Here is a 20,413-nt window from a genome sequence, read left to right on the forward strand (position 1 = left end):
TCTATGCATGCGTATCACCCGATCGGGGGAGAAGTGCGACCAACTCCGGCGAACGCCCCGGTCCGGCCGTCTCCATCGGAGGTGCGCGGAAAAGCTGTTGACGCCGCTCCCGGGGGCCCGGCTAGTCTGGCCACTGTTCCGGGCGTCGCCATGACGCCTCGGCACGGAAACGGAAAGAACCAGGAGGTGAGGACATTGATGACTGTCGTTGCGATGGGCACTGCCCACAACCGGAAGAGCATCGTCCTCATCCCCGTGGCCACCGGCTGACCGACTTCCCTCATTCCCGCGCCGAGCGCGCGTGCCGGGGCCACCCTGTGAAGGGTTTCCCTTGTCTTTCTCGTTCCTCACCGCTCCTTCCCTCTCGCACCCGCTGACTCCGTACGGCTGGGACGAGGACTGGGCGGCCGCGTTCTCCCCGTACGCCGAGCAGGGGCTCGTGCCGGGACGCGTCGTGCGGGTGGACCGCGGTCAGTGCGACGTGGTCACCGCCGATGGTCCCGTCCGCGCCGACACCGCGTTCGTCGTGCCCCGTGACCCGATGCGGATCGTCTGCACCGGCGACTGGGTGGCGCTGGACGCCGACGGCGATCCGCGCTTCGTCCGTACGCTGCTGCCCCGCCGCACCGCTTTCGTCCGCTCCACCTCCTCCCAGCGGTCCGAGGGGCAGGTGCTCGCCACCAACATCGACCACATCGCCATCTGCGTCTCGCTCGCCGTGGAGCTGGACCTCGGCCGACTGGAGCGCTTCCTCGCGCTCGCCCTGTCCAGCTCCAGCGGCGCCGCCCTGCTCGGTGACGGCCGGGGCGCGGGCCACAGCCCCGAACCGATCGTGCTGCTCACCAAGGCGGACCTGGTGCCCGACGCGGTCACGCTGTCCCACCTCGTCGGGGACGTCGAGGCGATCGCGCCCGGCGTCCAGGTGCTGCCCGTCAGCTCCACCACGGGCGAGGGGCTCGACGTCTTCGGCGCCGTCGTCTCCGGTGGTACGAGCGTGCTCCTCGGCATCTCCGGCGCGGGCAAGTCCACTCTGGCCAACACCCTGCTCGGGAGGGACGTCATGGACGTACAGGCCGCCCGGGACGTCGACGGCAAGGGCCGGCACACCACGACGACCCGCAATCTGCTCGTCCTGCCGCACGGGGGCGTCCTCATCGACACCCCCGGACTCCGCGGAGTGGGCCTGTACGACGCGGGGACCGGGGTCGGCGAGGTGTTCTCCGAGATCGAGGAGCTGGCCGCCCGGTGCCGGTTCCACGACTGCGCCCACGAGGCCGAACCGGGGTGCGCCGTCCTCGGCGCGCTGGCGGACGGTGTCCTGCCCGAGCGGCGGCTCGACAGCTACCGCAAGCTGATCCGCGAGAACCAGCGGATCGTCGCCAAGACCGACGCCCGGGTGCGCTCCGAGATCCTGCGGGACTGGAAGCGCAAGGGCGCGGAGGGGCGTGCGGCCGTACAGGCCAAGCGCGGCCGGCTGCGGTAGCCCGGGACGACCGGTTCGACGTCCGAAAACCGCGAGTGCGGCAGCCCCGGCTGCCGCACACTGGACGGTGTGATGGACGAACGGACCAGGTACGAGGCGGTCAGCAGCCGCGACGCGCGGTTCGACGGCGCGTTCTTCTTCGCCGTCGTGACCACCGGCATCTACTGCCGGCCGAGCTGCCCCGCCGTCACGCCCAAACGCGCCAACGTGCGCTTCTACCCGACCGCGGCGGCGGCCCAGGCCGGCGGCTTCCGGGCCTGCCGCCGCTGCCGGCCGGACGCCGTGCCCGGCTCCGCCGACTGGAACGTCCGCGCGGACGTCGTCGGCCGGGCCATGCGCCTGATCGGCGACGGCGTCGTGGACCGCGAGGGCGTCCCCGGACTCGCCGGGCGGCTCGGCTACAGCGCCCGGCAGGTCCAGCGCCAGCTCAACGCCGAGCTGGGCGCGGGACCCGTCGCGCTCGCCCGTGCCCAGCGCTCCCACACCGCCCGGGTACTCCTCCAGACCACCGGGCTGCCGGTCACCGAGATCGCCTTCGCCGCGGGGTTCGCCAGCGTCCGGCAGTTCAACGACACCATCCGGCGGATCTACGCCCGCACGCCCAGCGCCCTGCGCGCCGAGGCCGGTACGGGGCTCGGCGGCGGACGCCGCGAGGGGACCCGGGCCGGGATCCCGCTGCGGCTCGCCCACCGGGGCTCGTACGCCACCGCCGCCCTGTTCGACCTGCTGGCCGCGGGAGCGGTCGCCTGGGTCGAGGAGATGGCGGGCCCGCCCGGCCGCCGCACCTACCGGCGCACCCTGCGACTGCCGTACGGGGCCGGCCTCGTCGCGGTCGACGAGGCCACGCCCGGCGGCCCCTGGCTGGAGGCCCGGATCCAGCTCACCGACCTCCGCGACCTGACCACCGCCGTCCAGCGGGTGCGCCGCCTGTTCGACCTGGACGCCGACCCGTACGCCGTGGACGAGGCGCTGGCCGCCGACCCCCGGCTCGCCCCGCTGGTCGCCGCCCGCCCCGGGCTGCGCTCGCCGGGCGCGGCCGACCCGGAGGAGGCGGCGGTGCGGACCCTGGTGGGGCGCGAGGCCGCCGGGGAGCTGGTCGAGCGGTACGGAAAGGCGCTGGACGTGCCGTGCGGCGGGCTCACCCATGTGTTCCCGGAGCCGGACGTGCTCGCCGGTTCCGCCGAGGACCCGGCCCTCGCGGCGCTGGCCGCCGCGCTCGCCGACGGCGGGCTGCGACTGGACGCCGGGGCCGACCGCGACGAGGCGGAACGGACGCTGCTGACGCTGCCCGGGATCGGCCGGCGCACCGCCGCCCTGATCCGGATGCGGGCGCTCGGCGACCCCGACATCGACCCGTACGGAACGCCGGGCGCGGAGCGGTGGCGACCCTGGCGCTCGTACGCCGTGCGTCATCTGGAGATGGCGGGGGCGGCCGTCATGGGCTGACCCCGGCCGCCGAGGGGCTCCGGTCGGGCCGGATCGACGCGTCAGCCCCAGAGCACCGCGCCCAGCCAGGCGCCCGCCACCAGCAGGCAGCAGAACAGCTCCACCAGCACCGCGTAGCCCGTCGCCCGCATGACCGAGCGCACCGACGCCCAGCCCGCTCCCCGGCTCCCCAGCCGTAGTCGCTCCGCGCCGAAGAGGGCCCCCACGTACCCGAGGATTCCGCCGACCACGGGCAGGACGAAGAAGCCCACGATCCCCGCGACCCCGCCGATCAGCAAGGTTCGGCGAGGCGCCCCGGACTCACCCGGGCGGCGAGGCGGCAGCAGCGGTTTGAGGGCCTGGTTCAGCAGCATCAGCACCGTCGCGCCGATCAGGACGCCCCAGGCGGCCGACGTCATGTCCGTCAGCGCCCACCACAGCACCGCCGCCCAGACGATCGCCTGGCCCGGTACCCCCGGCACCAGCACCCCGACCAGGCCCAGCAGCATGACCAGGCCCACGGCGACGAGCTGCCACACACTCATCTGACCAGCCTGCCGGAGAGTGCCCCGCCCCGCCCGTCAGCGCACCTCCCCGCCCACCCGCGTCGACCTGCGCCGACGCCGCCTCAGGCCGATTCGGTACGGGCCACCCAGCCACGCTCGTACGCGTGCCAGCCCAGCTGGAGCCGCGTCGAGACCCCGGTCAGCTCCATCAGGCCCTTGACGCGGCGCTGCACGGTCCGCAGCCCCAGATCCAGCTGCTTGGCCACGCTGGCGTCCGTCAGCCCCGCCAGCAGCAGCGACAGGATCTCCAGGTCCGTCGGATCGGGCCCGACCCCGTCCTCGCGCACCCCGCCGCCCTCGCCCAGCCGCAGCGGCATCGCATCCCGCCACACCGCCTCGAAGAGGCCCATCAGCGACTCCAGCAGACCGCTGGCGTGCACGACCAGAGCGGCGGGCTCCGCGCCCCGCCCGGTCAGCGGGACCATCGCGAGGCTCCCGTCGGCCACCACCAGCTTCGTCGGCACCCGGTCCACCACCCGGCACTGCTCGTCCCGGCCCAGCGCCGCCGACAGCTCCAGGATCCCGAACGGCGTCGACAGCACCTCGCGCTCGACCACCACCCGGTAGCTCACCCCGCGCGAGGTCGCCCGCTCCTCCGACTCGTTCTCCATCCCGGTCACCGCGATCGGCTTGCCCGTCACCAGGGCGCACACCTCCGACACCGCTCCCAGCTGCAACTGGTGGAAGCGCTGGGCGACGGCGCTCGCCCCCGTCACCACCTCCACCAGGTCGTGCACCGCCGGTTCGCTCGCCTCGGCCCGGTACTCCTCGGCGAGCAGCGCGGACGCCAGCTCCGCCTGCTCCAGCTCGTGCCGCTGCTGGAGCAGCAGCGCGCCGAGCGCCACGCCGGGCGGCGCCGCCACCCAGCGGCCCGGCCGGGCCGAGGACTGTGCGGCCAAGCCCTGCTGCTCCAGCCGCCGCAGCACCCGTTCGGTGTCCGCCTCGGGCAGCGCCAGCCGGTGCGCGAGATCGGCGAGCTCCGCGGCTCCCGCCGTGACGAGCGCGCGGTACGCGGTTTCCTGTCTCTCGTCGAGACCTATGGCCCCCAGCATTCTCCGACCTCCCCGGGTGTGGTGATCGCGCATCGAGGCGCCCCTGCGACGGGTCCCGGGTGGCGGGAAGAGGCCACGGCGTAAACCCGCCGCCCACATCATCCCCTGTACCCCCGGCCCCTCTGCCACTGTGGCGCCACCGCAGCACCAACAACCTCCGGGATGCGGCCTCTTGGGCTGCTTCGTACTGGATTGAACTGGAGAGAGCGATGCGCCCGATATCGCGTACGGCACTCGGAGCGGCGACCGCCGCCGTGCTCGCCGTCACGGTGATCGCGCCGTCGGTGGCCGCGCCACCGGACGAGCGGGATCCGAACAGACCGATCACCGGGAGCGCGGCCACCGCCGCCACGGACCCGAAGCCCGTCACCGTGACGCTCGTCACCGGTGACACGGTGCTGGTGACCAAGGACGCCTCGGGTGCGTCCGCCGCCACCGCCCTGCCCCGCGAGGACGGCAGCGTCCCCCTCGTGCAGACCCGGCAGTCCGGCCCGGACCTGTACGTCTACCCCGAGTCCGCCGTGCCCGCGCTCGCCGCGGGCACCGTGGACGAGGAGCTGTTCAACGTCACCGGGCTCATCCGCCAGGGTTACGACGACAGCCGCGCCGACGCTGTCCCGCTGATCGCCACCTACACCGGCGACACCGCCCGCCGCGCCCCGCTCACCCCGCGCGGGGCCGAGCGCGGAGCGGCCCTCGACGTCATCGACGGACTCGCGCTGAAGGCCGACAAGAAGCGGGCCGGCGAGTTCTGGGCCGATCTCACCGCGCCCCGTTCCCGTTCGGGGGCCGGGCTCAAGAAGCTCTGGCTCGACCGCAAGGTTCAGGCCAGTCTCGACAAGTCGACGAAGCAGGTCGGCGCCGACCTCGCGTGGGCCGCCGGCTACGACGGCACCGGTGCCAAGGTCGCCGTCCTGGACACCGGAGCGGATGCCGAACACCCGGACCTCCAGGGACGGATCACCGCCTCGGAGAACTTCACCGACGCCGCCAGTACCGACGACCGCCAGGGCCACGGGACCCATGTGGCCTCCACCGTCGGCGGCTCCGGCGCGGCCGGCGGAGGAAAGAACAAGGGCGTCGCGCCCGGCGCCGACCTGATGGTCGGCAAGGTCCTCAACGACAGCGGCTCCGGCGCGGCCTCCTGGATCATCGCGGGCATGCAGTGGGCGGTCGACAGCAAGGCCGACGTCGTCTCCATGAGCCTCGGCAGCGCCGAACCCACCGACTGCACCGACCCGATGAGCCTGGCCGCCGAGGAACTCGGCAAGAACAAGGACACCCTGTTCGTGGTCGCCGCCGGAAACCTCGGCCCGTCCCTGAACACCGTCTCCTCGCCCGGCTGCGCACCCGGCGTGCTGACCGTCGGAGCGGTCGACCGCGACGATTCCACCGCGAACTTCTCCAGCCGCGGCCCCGCGATCGTCGCGCACACCCTCAAGCCGGAGATCGCCGCGCCCGGCGTCGCCATCTCCGCCGCCGCCGCGGGCGGCCGGGGCTCACAGTCCTACCGGTCCCTGTCCGGTACGTCGATGGCGACCCCGCACGTCGCGGGCGCGGCGGCCGTGGTGAGGCAGCGTCACCCCGACTGGACCGCGCAGCAGATCAAGGCAGCCCTCGTCTCCTCGGCGCACAGCGCCGTCCCCGGCGACGTGCGCGAGACCGGAGGCGGCCGTCTCGACGTCGACCGCGCGATCCGTACGCCCGTGCTCGGCGCCCCGGCCGTGCAGGGCGGCACCTTCAACTGGCCCCAGGACAAGAGCGACCGCACCACCGTCGCCGTGCCCTACACCAACACGAGCGGCAAGCCCGTCACCCTCTCGCTCAAGGTCGCGGGCGTCACCGGCAACGACGGCTCGACCGTCCGCTCCACGATCGCCTCGCTCGGCCGGAAGTCCGTCACCGTGCCCGCCGGGGCGACCGTCGAGGTGCCGCTCGCCCTCGCGCCCGACGCCCGGCTGACCGCCGCCCAGTACGGTGACGTCACCGGGCGCGTCCTCGCCACAGGCGCCGGGGGAGTGAAGGTCTCCACCCCGTTCTCCCTGTACGTGGCGCCGGAGACCGTCACGCTGCGCGTCAAGCTCGTCGACCGCAGCGGCAAGCCCGCCGACGGCGTCTCGTCCCTCGACCTCATCGGCACCGACACCGCCTCCGGCGAACGTCGGTTCAACGAGGGCGCCACCGACCAGACCTTCCGGGTCCGCCCCGGCGCGTACTTCGTCTCCAGCTTCATCGCCACACCCGACACCACGGACGCGACCGGCCAACTCGTAGGATCCGTGGGCTATCTGGCCCGTCCTCAGCTGAACGTGACCAAGGACACCACGCTGGTCCTCGACGCCCGCAAGGCCCACCGCCTGAAGGTACGGACCGAGGACCGGGTCGCCGAGACACGCGGTGCGACCCTCGCGTTCGGGCGCTCGTGGGACGACACCTGGCTGCACTCGGGGTCCATCGCCGGCACCGGGCTGATCAAGGACTACCTGGTCGACGTCCAGGGCAAGGCGCGTGACGGGGACTTCGAGTTCGCCTCCGTCTGGCGCGCCTACGCTCCGCAGGTCAAGAAGTTCTCCCTGGCCGGCGGAGCGGACCTGCACCCCCGACCCGCCACGACGGGAGCGGTCAACCTCGACGGCACCGGCCGCGCCGAGGTCGTCGACGCCGGTGCGGGCAGCGCCGCGGAGCTGGAGGCCGCCGGAGTGAAGGGCCGGATCGCCCTGGTGGAAGTGGGCGACGAGTCCGCGACCGTCCTGGCCCAGGCGCGGGCCGCGAAGGCCGCCGGAGCGACCGCGCTTCTGGTGCACCGCCCCTCGGCAGGCGACTGGAAGCCGTCCGTCGGCTACGGGGCGGCGCCCCTTCCGGTCCTCGGCCTGCGGGCGGACGAGGCGGCCGTGCTGAGGACGGCGCTCGGCAAGGGGAAGGCGGAGTTCTCCTGGACCGCCACGGCCGTCAGCCCGTTCGTGTACAACCTGTCGTTCCCGGAGACGGGGCAGATCACCTCCGACCGCACCTACAAGGTCCGCGACAAGAAGCTCGGCTCGGTCGTCTCCACCCATGAATCCATGGGCGTGGCAGCCGACTTCGTCGACACCCTCCTGGTCTCCCGGCCCTACGGCGCCACCTTCGGCGCATCCTCGCTCGCCGTGGTCGCGGCCCCCGGGAAGCGCACCGAGTTCTACACGACGGGGGACACCGTCTGGCAGAAGACGCTCTCCTCCAGCTTTCCCTGGGGCGAGCAGATGACCGGCAACCCCCGTACGTACCAAGCCGGTCGGACCGTCGAGGAGGAGTGGTACCGGGGCCTGCTGGTCCCCGGTGCCCCGCGTGACGCGGCGGGTGCGGAGCTGCTCGCGGGTGAACGCCAGGACAACATGATCGGTGCCGCGCCGGCGTTCATGACCGACTCCGAACACATCGGCCAGCAGGGATCGTTCGGCGACATCGGCGGAATGCGACTCGAACGCGAGGGCGAGCTCGTCGGCAGCAGTGGCTATCCGTTCGGCGCCTTCGCGGTGCCCGCCGAGGACGCCGCGTACGAACTGACCCTGATGACCACGAAGATCGGTGCGCCCGCGGCGGTCTGGAAGCGGTCCACGCGGACGGAGACCACCTGGGCGTTCCGTTCCGAGCGGAAGCCGGACGTGGCGTCGCAGGGGCTCCCGCTGCTCTTCCCGCGCTACGACGTGCCGTCCGACGGCATGAAGACCGTGCCCGCGAAGAACGGCCAGAAGATCGGGCTCGGCGTGACCGGGCACGCCGGATACGCGCCGGGCGAACTCACCGGCGCGAAGGTCTCCTTCAGCTACGACGGCGGCGGAACCTGGCACGCGGCCACCACCGCACAGCAGGCGGGCCGCTGGACCGCGACCGTCGACCACGCGGACGCGACCGGGAAGTCCGTCACGCTGCGGACGGAACTGATCGACGCGAACGGCAACTCCGTGGTCCAGACCGTCAAGGACGCGTACGTCGTGCGCTGAAGCGGCGAGCAGCTCATGAGCCGCTGAACCGGTGATCGGCCGATCCTACGAACGGCCGATCACCGGGACGCCGCTCACCCCGACCGGTCCGCCGGGCGTCCTTCCCGTGGGGGGTGGGGCCGCCCGGCGGGCCCATTTACGGGCCACATTTTCCCGATGCCCCGTTTTCGGGCCGCCTCGGCGGTGGACAATATGGGCATGAGTCAGCAGGGGGAGAAGCCCGCCGCCCACGAGGACGACTGGTGGCGCAAGCTGTACGACGGGACCGCGCGGGACACCGGCCCCGGCCGTGCGGCCGACAGCCTCGACGACCGCTTCGACTCCGTGTCGGACACGGTGGGCAGCCCGGTGGAGAGCACGGTGGGCGACCATCGGGACACCGGGCGCGAGACCGTCCCGGACCCGTACGAGGACGCGTACGGGGACCCGTACGCCGACCGGTACGAGGAGCCGGACGCGGATGCGTACCCGCCGCCCGGGCAGGGCCGGTCCGTGGTGACGCGACGGGAGCCGTTGCCGGACCCCGCCCCGGATCCTGAAGCGGCTCCGGAGCTCATGCCCGACCCCCGGTCGGCCTGGGACCCGTATGCGAAGCGCGACCGGCAGCCTGAGCGGGCTGCTGATGCCGTGCCCGGTCAGCGTTCGGTGCCGAAGCAGCATCCGGTGCCGGAATCAGAATCGGCCGTGCGCGCCGGGCCGGAGCCGGTCGTACCCCGCACCACTGTCTTTCCCGCTCCCTGGGAGGCACCCGCAGGGCAGCCGGGCCCCCGGACGTTCGCCGCACCGCGCGTGCCGGAGGCGTCCGAGCCCGACCTCGTGCCCGGCTCCAGCGCGCCGCACGTGCTTTTGCCGGACCTCGCCGCGGCCGACACGGACGGCGGCCGGCCGGCCGTCGGGCACCTCGGGGACCGGCCGCCCACCTACGACGCCGAGCCCGCCGCCCTGCCCTCCGCCACTTCGGAGAATCTGGACGGTCTCGGCCCCGACACCGTCCTGGACGGCGCGCGGTACGGGACGTACACCCTGCGCGCAGCCTCCGTACGCGGCGACTCCGCCCGCTTCCGCGGAGAACCCCGGCGCGACGGGCTGCTCACCGCCCGCTTCGGGGCCGCCGAGAGCGCCCTCGTCCTCGTGGCCGTGGCCGGCGGCCGACGGGACGGCGAAGCGGCCCACCTCGCCGCGGCCGACGCCTGCCGCTGGATCGGCGGGGCCGTCGCCCGCAGCCACATCCGGCTCTCCGAGGACATAAGAGCGGGCCGCAGGGGCGACCTGAAGGCCGGGCTGCACCGGCTCACCGACCGTACGTACGGCAAGCTGCGCGCCCGCGCCGCCGAACTCGGCGTCGCACCGGACGCGTACACCGCGAGCCTCCGCTGCCTCCTGCTGTCCGCCGACCCCGACTGCCGCACCCGGGTCTTCTTCGGCGTCGGCAGCGGCGGCCTCTTCCGCCTCCGCGACGGAATCTGGCAGGACCTGGAGCCCTTCGCCCCGGAGGGCGGCGGCACCGGGCGGGCGGGCGACGAGCAGGAGGAGGGCCCGGACGGGGACCGGCTGACCATGGATCTCCAGATCGCCGCGCCACCGTCCCCGAACGCCGAGGGCCCCGCCCGACAGCCCGCCGAGCCGTTCCGTTTCCGGGCCTCCGTGGCGCGGCCCGGCGACACCCTGCTGCTGTGCAGCAACGGACTGGCCGAGCCGATGCGCGGCGAGGCCGTGCTCCCCGGCGAGCTGGCCGAGCGCTGGGGGAGCGGCGGACCGCCCGGACTGCCCGCCTTCCTCGCCGACACCCAGCTCCGGATCAAGGGGTACGCCGACGACCGCACCTGCGCCGCCGTCTGGGAGGCGTAACCGGGCACGCCGTGGGTTGATGGACTCCGGAGCCGGGCGGAACGGCGTTTCGTGCTCCGGAGTCCGGACAGCCGAAGTGCACGGAGCACGGGCAAGGAAGGGTGCGCACCCATGGCCAAGCAGAGCGTGGCGCAGCAGTTCGTCGACATCCTCGCCAGGGCAGGCGTCAAACGCATGTACGGCGTTGTCGGCGACAGTCTGAACCCCGTGGTGGACGCCATCCGGCGTAACCCGGCCATCGACTGGATCCACGTCCGCCACGAGGAGACCGCCGCCTTCGCGGCCGGTGCGGAAGCGCAGGTCACCGGAGCGCTCGCGGCCTGCGCCGGCTCCTGCGGTCCGGGCAACCTGCACCTGATCAACGGCCTGTACGACGCGCACCGCTCGATGGCCCCGGTCCTGGCCCTCGCCTCGCACATCCCCTCCAGCGAGATCGGCCTCGGCTACTTCCAGGAGACCCATCCGGAGCTGCTGTTCCAGGAGTGCAGCCACTACAACGAGATGATCTCCAACCCGGAGCAGATGCCGAGGCTGCTCCAGACGGCGATCCAGCACGCCATCGGGCGCGGCGGCGTCAGCGTCGTCTCGATGCCGGGCGACATCGCCTCCAGGCCCGCCCCGGAGAAGAGCATCGAGCACGCCCTCGTCACCGCACGGCCGACCGTACGGCCCGGCGACGACGAGATCGACAACCTCTGCCGCATGGTGGACGAGGCCAAACGGGTGACGCTGTTCTGCGGCAGCGGCACGGCCGGGGCGCACGCCGAGGTCATGGAGTTCGCCGAGAAGATCAAGTCTCCGGTCGGGCACGCGCTGCGCGGCAAGGAGTGGATCCAGTACGACAATCCCTACGACGTCGGGATGAGCGGGCTGCTCGGTTACGGCGCCGCGTACGAGGCGACCAACGAGTGCGACCTCCTCGTCCTGCTCGGCACGGACTTTCCGTACAACGCCTTCCTCCCGGACGACGTGAAGATCGTCCAGGTCGATGTGCGCCCCGAGCACCTCGGCCGCCGCTCCAAGCTCGACCTCGCGGTCTGGGGCGATGTGCGCGAGACCCTGCGCTGCCTGACGCCCCGGGTGAAGCCCAAGTCCGACCGCAAGTTCCTCGACCGGATGCTGAAGAAGCACGCGAACGCCTTGGAGGGCGTGGTCAAGGCCTACACCCGCAAGGTCGACAAGCACGTTCCGATCCACCCCGAGTACGTCGCCTCCGTGCTGGACGAGATGGCCGACGAGGACGCCGTGTTCACCGTCGACACCGGCATGAACAACGTGTGGGCGGCCCGCTATCTGACACCCAACGGCAAGCGGCGGGTGATCGGTTCGTTCAGCCACGGCTCGATGGCCAACGCCCTGCCGCAGGCGATCGGCGCCCAGTTCACCGACCTGAACCGGCAGGTCGTCGCGATGTCCGGCGACGGCGGATTCTCCATGCTGATGGGCGACTTCCTCACCCTGGTCCAGCACGACCTGCCGGTGAAGGTCGTCCTGTTCAACAACTCCTCTCTCGGCATGGTCGAGTTGGAGATGCTGGTGGCGGGCCTGCCGTCGTACGGGACGAACAACGCGAACACCGACTACGCCGCCATCGCCCGCGCGGCCGGCGCCTACGGCGTACGCGTGGAGAAGCCCAAGCAGTTGCAGGGCGCGCTCCAGGACGCCTTCAAGCACAAGGGCCCCGCGCTCATCGACGTGGTCACCGATCCGAACGCGCTCTCCATCCCGCCGAAGATCAGCGCCGACATGGTCACCGGCTTCGCGCTCTCCGCCAGCAAGATCGTGCTCGACGGCGGGGTGGGCCGGATGCTCCAGATGGCCCGCTCCAACCTCCGCAACGTGCCGCGGCCCTAGGTGTATTGACCCGCAATGTCGGTGGGGCGTAGGACCGTTCGTGGTGCGTCGTCATGAAGTGACTGATCAAGGCTGGGAAGCGGTCGGGCCGTTGCCGGCTGCGCCTCGGATGGGGCGGCCGGTGCGGGACCGGCGGCGGGTCCTCAACGGCATCCTGTGGAAGTTGTCCACGGGTGCCGCCCGGCGGGACCTGCCGGAACGGTACGGGCCGTGGAAGACGGTCTACGAACGGCTCCGCCACTGTTGGGCGGACGGGACCTGATACCAGTTCCTGGCCCACGTCCAGCAGCCTCGGATGCGGTCGGGGAGGTCGACCGGTCGATCGTGTACGTCGACTCGACGATTGTGCGGGACCACGCAGGCGAGGTGGATCTTCCTGCTCAGGCGCCGCGAGTGCCTCGCCGGTCCAGGGCCCCCCTTCTCGGGCCCAGCGCGTGCTGGTACGTCTTCCACGGCGCTGTCACCGTTGCCTCGATCCGTCTCTGGCTCCGAGCCCGATCACGTTCGAGGCCCCAGTTCGGCGCGCAAGCGGTCGGGCCAGCTTTCGTGAGCCAACTCAGCCGCGATCAGCAGGTCGCGCCAGTCGGTAATGGCGAGTCGTACGGCCTCACGAAGCCGATGGGCGCTCCCCTGGGCGATCAGCACGATCGCAGCTTGGACGCGTTCGCTCGCGAAGTGCTCCGCGCCATAGCCCGCGGTGTCCGGTAGTTCGTCGATCAACCGCATGATCTCCGGGGCAGAGCCCGGCTCAGGGAAGTCGCGCCGGATCCGTCGTTCAAGTCGTGGGCTGATCGCCACTGCACCAGTCCTTCCGATCGGTGAGGCTTCGCGCCCCACACCATCGTGGCCGAACGGAGAGGTGAAGGTGCCATGATCCGTCGGACTAGGCCCGACGAGGGCACCACAGCGAGTGCACGGGTGCGAACGTGAGTATGGATGCTCATGTGGCGACTCCCTGCGGACGGCATGGTCGAGGTCGTCAGCAGAACCGTCACCGCACCGGGCGTACCGGCACTTCCAGGAGATCCCACATGGCCAAGACCTCGCGCTCGATGCCGCGGAACCTCCGCCACTACCTGGCGAACCCTCTGGCTCTGGGATACCTGGGCGTTGTCCTCGCGGTGTGCCTGTGGGTCGCCGCGGACACCTACTTCGCCGCCTCCTCCGGAGACGCCGGCTTCGCCGGAGTGTGGGCCTTCCTGGTGACCGCCCCGATCTCGCTGCTGGTCCCCTTCACCGGCCCCGTGGGCCTGATCGCGATCCCGATCGGTGCCATCGTGCAGGCCTTCGCGCTCGGTGCCCTGTACCGCCACGTCACCGAGCGGCGCGCCCACGGCACCGGGAACGGCGTTATCAGCGCCTGAAGCCCCTGCCCCCGCCTGCCGGCGGTCCGCGACCGCGAGAAGAATGGACGGCATGACGACGTGCGAGAAGTGCGGTGCTCAGAAGCGGCGTTGGCCTCGCTCCTGCTCTCGGTGCCGTTCCGGGGTGATGGACAAGGCGGACAAAGGGGAGACCGCGATGGATGCCGCCGAGCTGGCCGCAGAGGTGGGTCTGCTCGGATGGATCGCGCGGGGTCTCATGGCGGTCGTCCGGTTGGCGCTGCGCGCGATCGGCTGACCGGCAGTGGGAGTTCGGATCTGTCTAAGCTGCACCTCGCGAGTTCGTGTTCGGTTGCGAGGGGGCAGGCAGATGTTGATGGAGGTCGCGGGAGTGCGGGTACCTGCGGGGCGGGCGGCGGAGGCAGCGCGACTGGTATGTGAGGAATACGCTGACGCCGCGCTGTACCACCACTCCGTGCGGTCGTACTTCTTCGGCGCGGCCTGGGCGGAGACATGTGGCCTCGACTTCGACCGGGAGCTGTTCTTCGTCTCGGCGTTGCTGCACGACTTGGCTCTCACTCCGCCTTTTGACAGTCACACGCTGTCGTTCGAGGAGGCTGGTGGCCACTTGGCGCGGGTCTTCACGGCCGGTCTCGGCTGGCCGACCGAGAGGCGTGATCGGGCGGCCGAGCTGATCGTGCTCCATATGCGGGACGACGTCGCGCCGGAAGTGGACGTGGAGAGCCGGCTGTTGCAGGTGGGGACCAGCGCGGGCGTCTCCGGGGCGGGGCTGGAAGCCTTCGAGGCGACGTTCAGGGACGCGCTCGTCGAGGCGTACCCCCGACGGGGCTTCGCCCAGACCTTCGTGCACCTGTTCCAAGGGCAGGCGGAGCGCAAACCGGGATGCGCGGCGGCGGAGTTGGTAGCGGGAGGGTGGCCCGAACGGGCCATGTCGAACCCGCTCGATCAGGGTTGAACCCGCGCGTGGCCCACGTGTTGCCCTGCGGTTGCGGCCGGGCGTGAAAGCTACCCGGGGACGAGGAGAGGTCATGCAGTGTGCGTACTGTCGGCGTGAGGTCGTGTGCCGGCCGCCGGCGTTCGGCGGCCCGCCCTGTCTGGGGCAGATCCATGTGCACAGCAACGAGGAGGCCTGCTTCCCCGAGCAAGGGGCGGCGAGCTCGCAGGCCCGGCCTCCCGGCGGGTGCGGCTGCAAGGCCCGGGACCTGAAGGCAGGCGTGACCGACCAGCCTCCTCCACCCTCCCCGCCGAGGGCCGGTGCGGAGCAACTGGCGGAGGCCGGAGAGAGGTTCCTCGGTCTCGCACCGGGCGCGGGGGTGAACGTCGTCGAGCTGCCGGACGGCGCGGGCGTGTGTGTCGTACAGACCGGGCGTGGCGGCGGCAAGGTGTACGTCGCACCGGACCGGACCGTCCTGTTCGTTCCGTCCTCCATGGACTTCGACACCGGGCTCGCAGCCTTCCTCGGTGGCGCACGCACCCCCGCGAGAGGGTTTGAGGGCAGGACCTGAACTTGTTTTCAACGTCCGCTGCCGAAAGGCCAGTTGACTACCAGTGGGCGATGAAGCAGTGGTGCGGCCTCGGTGTGATCATGTGCGTTGTGGGGGGCCATGGCCCCCTCTACGCGGGTCTCAACCGTGGACGGGTGGACGTCGCCCGGTTGCGGCGGGTCTTGGCCGGGGTGCCGCTGCCGAGGGCCGCGGACGGCCGGCTGGTGTTGGCCGTCGATGTCTCACCGTGGCTTCGGCCGGATGCCGGGACCTGGGAGAAACCGGCGCCCCCGCACAAACTCACCCCGACGCGGGTCCGGCGCGGGCTCCGGAACCTCCGCACGACAACGGGCACTCCGGCCGGTGCACCGAAACCCACCCGCCCTGGCCCCGGACGCCCGCCGGGCTCGAAGAACCAACGGCCCGCCACCCGCCGCGAGGTAGGCGGAGTTCTGGCCACCGGTGAGGCGTAGGCTCGGCCCGCCCACCACGAAACCGCGATGAGCGGGCACGTCTCCCACCTCGTGATGCCAAGGGCGCGGCGTGGATGATGGCTCGATGACAACGAATCCATCGAGCGACAGGGTTGAAGCGGGTTGGCGCGCGGTCCGCGCTGACGGACGCGTCCGTCCGGAACTGTTGGACCTCCCCTACGCTGAACCGAGACTGCGGCAGTTGTTCCCCTGGACTGGAATGGGTGAGCTGCACTTCAGCCGGTGCACTGAACAGCGGTGGACGTGGGGCATCCCCTATATCCAACCTGCAGCCGCCGGTGGCTACTGGATCTCGGGACCTCTACGTTCCCAGACGGTCGGGCCTGCGGAGACGGCTGAGCAAGCCGTCGCCATGGTGGTGGAACACCTGCCGACCGGATGCGGGCCCGCCTTCCTCGGCACGCCGGATGAGCTCGCTGCCCACGAGCAGGCAGCCCAAGGCCACCTCAACGGTTGAACGACAAGCTGAAGCCTTTCGTCCGGGTCCGGCCGACACTCCGCGGAGAGCATCAGCAGTCGTGGTCGACCAGGTCGAAGGAGGCGTAGTGGTCGGCGGTGTAGTAGTCCTCCTCGACCTGGTCACCGGTGACGATCCGGCGGGCGCCGCGGGTGTCGGAGCCGGGGGTGATGACCGTGTACTCGTGGTAGTAGCCGCTGGACCGGCCGGGCAGCAGGCCCTCGCGGTTCTGGAAGACGGTGCCGTCCTGCTCGAACGGGAACGGTCCGCCCTGCTCGATGAGGTCCAGGGTGTCGTGCGCCTGGGACGGCAGCGCGGAGTGGCAGATGCTGCCCACCGCGGCGGTCCGGAAGGCGGTCGCGGAGTGGGCGGTGGGGGCGGGGGCCGGGGTGGTTGCCTGGGCCGTGACCGGGCCCGAGGCGAGGAGGACGACGGACAGGAGGGCGGCCGAGCCGCCGAACCGGGTGATGCGTGGGGGGATGCGCATGCCATCATGATGACGCGCGTAGAAGTCGGGTCGTCAACGCCGACTCGGCCGTATTCGCCGGACGTTGACCAAAGCTGCGCCTATGTGGTGATGGCGTGCGCGGGTGGGATGTTCCGTGCGCCCCTCGCCGCTCCCGATCGTTCACCTCTTGACGATTCCACAAGCGTGACCGTGTGCGTACAAGGGCATGCATCCCGTGAGGCTGTTCGACGGGCAGTCGGATCAGGGGAGGTCGGTTCACTGTGCGGGCGGGGGAAATGGCGAAGCGTCAGAAGAGGACCACGGTCATCGAGGGGCGCGGCCCCCGGGGGCGGAGACCGGGCGAGGCGTCACCGCCGGCCCGGATGCGCCGGAGGGTGGGCCACACGGAGCGGTCGGCGGTGGGCGAAGTGCGCCGGGAGCTGCGGGAGTTCCTCCGGCACCGCTCCGACGAGGAGGAGACCGAGGCGGCGGAGCTGCTGGTGAGCGAACTGGTGACCAACGCCCTCATCCATACCCGGCACGGGGCCGTGGTCACCGCCACGGCGACGCGCGCCCGGCTGCGCGTTGAGGTCCAGGACTTCGCGTCGGAGGGCCTGCCCGCGCCGTACGTACCGAACGCCGACGACGGTACGCACGGCAGGGGCCTGGTCCTGGTCCGGAGCCTGGCCGACGCCTGGGGCGTGGAGGCACAGGGTCTGGGCAAGGTCGTCTGGTTCGAGCTGCACGGCGGAAGGCCCTGAGGGGCGGCCCTCCGCCGCGAGGCGCGCTCAGCCGAACTGCTGCTCCAGATCCTTCAGTTTCTGTTCCAGCGAGTCGAGGCGGGGGAGTGTCTGGGTGTCGTCCTCAGTGGTGAGGTCGACGGTCCGCGGGTCACTTCCCCGGCCCGAGGCGTCCAGGCTCTTCGAGCCCGGGCCGTCCGCCTGCTTCGGGCCGACGGCTTGCAGGGATGGCCGGGGTCGCAGAGGCAACTGACCCGGCTCCGCTATGGCGGGCTCCGCTACGGCCGGTGCCGTGCCGCCCGATGCTGGGGCGAGAGCGGGCACGTCCACCTGCCGTTCGCCCCGTCCACCGCGCCCCCAGACCCGGTTCTGCCGGTTCAGGGCCTTGATGCGGGCCCGGTCCAGCTTCTCCTGGTCGCGTCGGCGCAGCCGGTCCTGCTCGCGCTCCCTGCGGTCCTCCCGCACCTCGTCCACCGCCTCGTCCAGGGTGCGGACGCCCTCCAGGAGCATCAGCGACCAGGCGCCGAAGGTCTCCCTGGGCGCCCGCAGCCAGCGGACGATCCGGATCTGCGGCAACGGACGGGGCACCAGGCCCTGTTCACGCAGTGCGGCGCGGCGGGTCTGCTTCAGCGCGCGGTCGAAGAGCACCGCGGCCGAGAGGGACATCCCCGCGAAGAAGTGCGGTGCGCCCGCGTGGTCCATGCCCCGGGGGGCGTGCACCCAGTTGAACCAGGCCGCGGCCCCGGCGAACGTCCACACCAGCAGCCGCGAGCCGAGCGCCGCGTCTCCGTGGCTCGCCTCCCGTACGGCCAGCACGGAACAGAACATCGCGGCCCCGTCCAGTCCGAACGGGACCAGGTACTCCCAGCCTCCGGTGAGGTTCAGGTTCTGCCGGCCGAAGCCGACGAGCCCGTGGAAGGAGAGCGCGGCGGCGACCGCCGCGCAGCAGAACAGCAGGACGTAACTGGCGGTGGCGTACAGCGCTTCCTTGCGTCTGCGGCGCTCCTCGCTGCGTTCCCAGGAGTCGTCGGCCGCGGCCTTGCCGGCGGCACGCTTGCCGCGTGCGACCACCGTCACCGCCGCCATGACCCCCACGAGCAGTACGGCGCCCGGAAGCAGCCAGTCAAGCGATATGTCGGTCAGTCTCATGCGCGGTCCCTTGCGTCACGTAGGGCGTTTCGTGCGCCATCGTGACGGAATTCCCGTCCCGCTCCGGTGGTTTCGGGACAAGAGCACGCCATGGGGGTGGGAGAGGCTATCGATGGGTGGAATCTTGTCGAACGGCCGCCCGGTGAAGGCGAGTTGTGTTCGATTCCACGTCATCCGGACGGGCGGTGTGGATCAGGAAGCCGCCGCGAGCTTCCGCACCCGGTCCGCGTCACAGGTACGCGGGCAGGTCACACAGGTGTCCTCGGGGCGCAGGGTGTAGAAGAGGCAGCAGCTCGCCCGGTCCCGGGTCGGCAGCGACCGCCCGTCGGGCCCGGTCAGCTCGCGGAAGCCCGCGGTGCCGACGTACGGCTTCGTCGTGCCGGGGAGCAGCAGCTCCAGCTCGGCCATCGCGCGGCGCTCCTCGCCCAGCAGATGCGCGATGTACCAGAGGCCCTCGACGATCTCGTCCGTCGCCATCCCCCACAGGGCCCGCTTCCCGCGCCGCATGCGCGGCCCGAAGCCCTCCAGCACCGGACCGAGGTGCTCGGTCAGGGAGGCCAGGACCTCGGCCCGCAGCGCCGCCTCGTCCGCGACGACCCGGGCCCCGGGCAGCGCCGCGGCCGGGTCGTCCGGCAGGCAGGCGAATTCCCGGACCCGCACGGTCAGGTGCCCCAGTGCCCGCTGGAAGGCCACGTCCTCGACCGGGATCCGTGGCACCCTGCGCTGCAGGAACCACGGCACCGTCACCAGCAGGCAGGCGGGCCAGGCGTACCGGTGCAGACCGAAGCTCGCCACCACGTCCGGGCGGGCCTGCTGCCCGTAGTCGCGCAGCACCTGGGCGTTGTCCCAGGCGAGGAAGGCGTCCACGGCGTGACCGCCGCCGGCCAGCTCCGCCGCGCCGACCCAGCCCGCTCCGGACGGGGCCACGGCGTCGCCGTCGAGCACGTCGGCCCGCAGGCCGGGGAACACCTCGGTCAGGCGGGCGTACGCGGCGGTCACGGGGGACGTCGCGGTGCCGGTGAACGGCGGTGAGAGGGTCATGCAGGGGACCACCGAATCGGGATCGTTTGCAGGTAAGGCTTACCTTACCCGATGCCATCGATGTTTGAACCGCAGCCTCCTGCCTCTATCGTGCACAGGAGGTCCGGCGCACGCGAGTCGGTCCGCGGCAGGCGGAGGAGGTCCGGGTGGAGCAGGGCAGCGCGCGTGAGGGCGCACGTCCGGCGTACGCCCCCGGAGCGTTCCCGCGCACTCCGGCGGAACGCCGGATGCCGGAGTGCCGCGTGCCGGAACGGGCCCGGGGCGAGCGGGCCGGAGTCGAGCAGTCCGGATTCGGGCGGGCCGGAGCCGAGCAGGCGGGCGGACGCCCGGTCGAGGGGGAACAGGCCGCCCGGGGCGAGCACACCCACAGTGAGCCTCCCGCGCCGCGTGCCGTCCAGCGCCACTCCGTTCGCGGCCAGATCCTGGACGCCCTGCGCGCCGCCCTCGTCGACGGCGAGCTGGTGCCCGGCCAGGTGTACTCCGCCCCCGCGCTCGGCGCCCGCTTCGGCGTCTCCGCGACGCCGGTGCGCGAGGCCATGCAGCGGCTGGCCGTCGAGGGAGCCGTCGAGGTCGTGCCGAACCGGGGATTCCGGGTCAGCGAACGCGGCCCCCGCGAGCTCGCGGAACTGGCCGAGGTGCGGGCCCTGATCGAGGTCCCGGTGATGCTGAGCCTGGCCCGTACGGTCCCGGCGCACCGCTGGAGCGGCCTGCGCCCGCTGGCGGATGCCACGGTCACCGCGGCGGCCGTCGGCGACCGGGCCGCCTACGCCGAGTCGGACCGGGCCTTCCACCGCGCCGTCCTCATGCTGTCGGGCAACGAGCAGCTCGTGACCGTCGCCGACGAACTGCACCGGCGCTCCCAGTGGCCGCTGGTATCGGGCCCCGCCACCCGCCGCGCCGACCTGCTGGCCGACGCCTCCGAGCACACCGCCCTGCTCGACGCCCTCGTCTCCCAGGACCTCGCCGTCGTCCAGGCCCTGGTCCGCGAACACTTCGCCGGCGCCGACGGCTGACCCGGACGGTGCCCGCGACCCCCGGGGCCGCGGGCG

General features: G+C 72.1%; 18 protein-coding genes and 3 pseudogenes. 15 read left to right on the plus strand and 6 right to left on the minus strand.

Annotated elements, in window-relative coordinates:
* The first annotated feature begins 331 nt into the window (after positions 1-331).
* Together rsgA and ACIRJT_RS28840 are read left to right on the plus strand one after the other, a co-directional pair.
* On the plus strand, positions 332-1,483 hold the full coding sequence (gene rsgA, locus ACIRJT_RS28835; protein ID WP_403914618.1) for a ribosome small subunit-dependent GTPase A: 1,152 nt from the start codon (positions 332-334) through the stop codon (positions 1,481-1,483).
* A gap of 72 nt (positions 1,484-1,555) precedes the next feature.
* The gene (locus ACIRJT_RS28840; RefSeq protein WP_403914620.1) at positions 1,556-2,929 is read left to right on the plus strand and encodes a DNA-3-methyladenine glycosylase 2 family protein; all 1,374 of its coding nucleotides are present in this window, start codon (positions 1,556-1,558) and stop codon (positions 2,927-2,929) included.
* Positions 2,930-2,970: 41 nt separating this feature from the next.
* Here ACIRJT_RS28840 and ACIRJT_RS28845 read toward each other — a convergent pair whose 3' ends face one another.
* Positions 2,971-3,453 carry a DUF456 domain-containing protein gene (locus ACIRJT_RS28845; RefSeq protein WP_403914623.1) on the minus strand — a complete coding sequence of 161 codons (483 nt, stop codon included), beginning with the start codon at positions 3,451-3,453 and terminating at the stop codon, positions 2,971-2,973.
* Positions 3,454-3,536: 83 nt separating this feature from the next.
* Entirely contained in the window at positions 3,537-4,526 is a 990-nt protein-coding gene (locus ACIRJT_RS28850) for a helix-turn-helix domain-containing protein (RefSeq protein WP_403914626.1), read from the minus strand.
* A gap of 209 nt (positions 4,527-4,735) precedes the next feature.
* On the opposite strand from ACIRJT_RS28850, the gene ACIRJT_RS28855 reads away from it, so the two are divergent.
* The 4 genes and pseudogenes from ACIRJT_RS28855 to ACIRJT_RS28870 form a co-directional block, all read left to right on the plus strand.
* Positions 4,736-8,506, plus strand: a complete 3,771-nt coding sequence (locus ACIRJT_RS28855; protein ID WP_403914629.1) for a S8 family peptidase — start codon at positions 4,736-4,738, stop codon at positions 8,504-8,506.
* 198 nt (positions 8,507-8,704) lie between these two features.
* Positions 8,705-10,354 carry a protein phosphatase 2C domain-containing protein gene (locus ACIRJT_RS28860; protein WP_403914632.1) on the plus strand — a complete coding sequence of 550 codons (1,650 nt, stop codon included), beginning with the start codon at positions 8,705-8,707 and terminating at the stop codon, positions 10,352-10,354.
* Positions 10,355-10,465: 111 nt separating this feature from the next.
* Positions 10,466-12,208, plus strand: a complete 1,743-nt coding sequence (locus ACIRJT_RS28865; RefSeq protein WP_403914635.1) for a pyruvate dehydrogenase — start codon at positions 10,466-10,468, stop codon at positions 12,206-12,208.
* Between the two features lie 4 nt (positions 12,209-12,212).
* Positions 12,213-12,565: pseudogene (locus tag ACIRJT_RS28870) on the plus strand (transposase); the annotation flags it as partial.
* A 141-nt stretch (positions 12,566-12,706) separates the two neighbouring features.
* Here the strand turns inward: ACIRJT_RS28870 and ACIRJT_RS28875 are convergent.
* Positions 12,707-13,006, minus strand: a complete 300-nt coding sequence (locus tag ACIRJT_RS28875) for a hypothetical protein (protein WP_403914637.1) — start codon at positions 13,004-13,006, stop codon at positions 12,707-12,709.
* Positions 13,007-13,239: 233 nt separating this feature from the next.
* On the opposite strand from ACIRJT_RS28875, the gene ACIRJT_RS28880 reads away from it, so the two are divergent.
* The 7 genes and pseudogenes from ACIRJT_RS28880 to ACIRJT_RS28910 all read left to right on the plus strand — a co-directional run bounded on the left by ACIRJT_RS28880 (position 13,240) and on the right by ACIRJT_RS28910 (position 15,986).
* Positions 13,240-13,572 (plus strand): SCO4225 family membrane protein, encoded by a 333-nt coding sequence (locus tag ACIRJT_RS28880; RefSeq protein ID WP_403914640.1) that lies wholly within the window; start codon positions 13,240-13,242, stop codon positions 13,570-13,572.
* A gap of 124 nt (positions 13,573-13,696) precedes the next feature.
* The gene (locus ACIRJT_RS28885; RefSeq protein ID WP_403914643.1) at positions 13,697-13,828 is read left to right on the plus strand and encodes a hypothetical protein; all 132 of its coding nucleotides are present in this window, start codon (positions 13,697-13,699) and stop codon (positions 13,826-13,828) included.
* A 78-nt stretch (positions 13,829-13,906) separates the two neighbouring features.
* On the plus strand, positions 13,907-14,506 hold the full coding sequence (locus ACIRJT_RS28890) for an HD domain-containing protein (RefSeq protein WP_403914645.1): 600 nt from the start codon (positions 13,907-13,909) through the stop codon (positions 14,504-14,506).
* A gap of 73 nt (positions 14,507-14,579) precedes the next feature.
* Entirely contained in the window at positions 14,580-15,056 is a 477-nt protein-coding gene (locus ACIRJT_RS28895) for a hypothetical protein (RefSeq protein WP_403914648.1), read from the plus strand.
* A gap of 95 nt (positions 15,057-15,151) precedes the next feature.
* Positions 15,152-15,307: pseudogene (locus tag ACIRJT_RS28900) on the plus strand (transposase); the annotation flags it as partial.
* Positions 15,308-15,508, plus strand: a pseudogene (locus ACIRJT_RS28905) (transposase); the annotation flags it as partial.
* 85 nt (positions 15,509-15,593) lie between these two features.
* A complete protein-coding gene (locus tag ACIRJT_RS28910; RefSeq protein WP_403914650.1) occupies positions 15,594-15,986 on the plus strand; it encodes a DUF6193 family natural product biosynthesis protein in 393 nt (130 codons plus the stop codon).
* A gap of 52 nt (positions 15,987-16,038) precedes the next feature.
* Here the strand turns inward: ACIRJT_RS28910 and ACIRJT_RS28915 are convergent, their stop codons facing one another.
* Entirely contained in the window at positions 16,039-16,473 is a 435-nt protein-coding gene (locus ACIRJT_RS28915; protein ID WP_403914653.1) for a ribonuclease domain-containing protein, read from the minus strand.
* Between the two features lie 257 nt (positions 16,474-16,730).
* On the opposite strand from ACIRJT_RS28915, the gene ACIRJT_RS28920 reads away from it, so the two are divergent.
* Positions 16,731-17,195 (plus strand): ATP-binding protein, encoded by a 465-nt coding sequence (locus ACIRJT_RS28920; protein ID WP_403914656.1) that lies wholly within the window; start codon positions 16,731-16,733, stop codon positions 17,193-17,195.
* Positions 17,196-17,222: 27 nt separating this feature from the next.
* On the opposite strand, the gene ACIRJT_RS28925 is transcribed toward ACIRJT_RS28920, so the two are convergent.
* The gene (locus ACIRJT_RS28925) at positions 17,223-18,323 is read right to left on the minus strand and encodes a DUF2637 domain-containing protein (protein WP_403914659.1); all 1,101 of its coding nucleotides are present in this window, start codon (positions 18,321-18,323) and stop codon (positions 17,223-17,225) included.
* Between the two features lie 192 nt (positions 18,324-18,515).
* Positions 18,516-19,364: a (2Fe-2S)-binding protein gene (locus ACIRJT_RS28930; protein WP_403914662.1), complete on the minus strand. Its 849-nt coding sequence runs from the start codon at positions 19,362-19,364 to the stop codon at positions 18,516-18,518.
* Positions 19,365-19,510: 146 nt separating this feature from the next.
* Between ACIRJT_RS28930 and ACIRJT_RS28935 the strand changes: the two genes are divergently transcribed.
* The gene (locus ACIRJT_RS28935; RefSeq protein WP_403914665.1) at positions 19,511-20,377 is read left to right on the plus strand and encodes a GntR family transcriptional regulator; all 867 of its coding nucleotides are present in this window, start codon (positions 19,511-19,513) and stop codon (positions 20,375-20,377) included.
* Positions 20,378-20,413: the final 36 nt, after the last annotated feature.

Source organism: Streptomyces sp. NPDC102283 (assembly GCF_044766265.1).
Taxonomy (GTDB): Bacteria; Actinomycetota; Actinomycetes; order Streptomycetales; family Streptomycetaceae; genus Streptomyces.

Bases quoted from the DNA above. Each gene is read 5' to 3' on its own strand.
- ACIRJT_RS28840 (WP_403914620.1), top strand. From the start codon at position 1,556: ATGGACGAACGGACCAGGTACGAGGCGGTCAGCAGCCGCGACGCGCGG.
- ACIRJT_RS28845 (WP_403914623.1), bottom strand. From the start codon at position 3,453: ATGAGTGTGTGGCAGCTCGTCGCCGTGGGCCTGGTCATGCTGCTGGGC.
- ACIRJT_RS28850 (WP_403914626.1), bottom strand. From the start codon at position 4,526: ATGCTGGGGGCCATAGGTCTCGACGAGAGACAGGAAACCGCGTACCGC.
- ACIRJT_RS28855 (WP_403914629.1), top strand. From the start codon at position 4,736: ATGCGCCCGATATCGCGTACGGCACTCGGAGCGGCGACCGCCGCCGTG.
- ACIRJT_RS28860 (WP_403914632.1), top strand. From the start codon at position 8,705: ATGAGTCAGCAGGGGGAGAAGCCCGCCGCCCACGAGGACGACTGGTGG.
- ACIRJT_RS28865 (WP_403914635.1), top strand. From the start codon at position 10,466: ATGGCCAAGCAGAGCGTGGCGCAGCAGTTCGTCGACATCCTCGCCAGG.
- ACIRJT_RS28880 (WP_403914640.1), top strand. From the start codon at position 13,240: ATGGCCAAGACCTCGCGCTCGATGCCGCGGAACCTCCGCCACTACCTG.
- ACIRJT_RS28890 (WP_403914645.1), top strand. From the start codon at position 13,907: ATGGAGGTCGCGGGAGTGCGGGTACCTGCGGGGCGGGCGGCGGAGGCA.
- ACIRJT_RS28895 (WP_403914648.1), top strand. From the start codon at position 14,580: ATGCAGTGTGCGTACTGTCGGCGTGAGGTCGTGTGCCGGCCGCCGGCG.
- ACIRJT_RS28910 (WP_403914650.1), top strand. From the start codon at position 15,594: ATGACAACGAATCCATCGAGCGACAGGGTTGAAGCGGGTTGGCGCGCG.
- ACIRJT_RS28915 (WP_403914653.1), bottom strand. From the start codon at position 16,473: ATGCGCATCCCCCCACGCATCACCCGGTTCGGCGGCTCGGCCGCCCTC.
- ACIRJT_RS28920 (WP_403914656.1), top strand. From the start codon at position 16,731: ATGGCGAAGCGTCAGAAGAGGACCACGGTCATCGAGGGGCGCGGCCCC.
- ACIRJT_RS28925 (WP_403914659.1), bottom strand. From the start codon at position 18,323: ATGAGACTGACCGACATATCGCTTGACTGGCTGCTTCCGGGCGCCGTA.
- ACIRJT_RS28930 (WP_403914662.1), bottom strand. From the start codon at position 19,364: ATGACCCTCTCACCGCCGTTCACCGGCACCGCGACGTCCCCCGTGACC.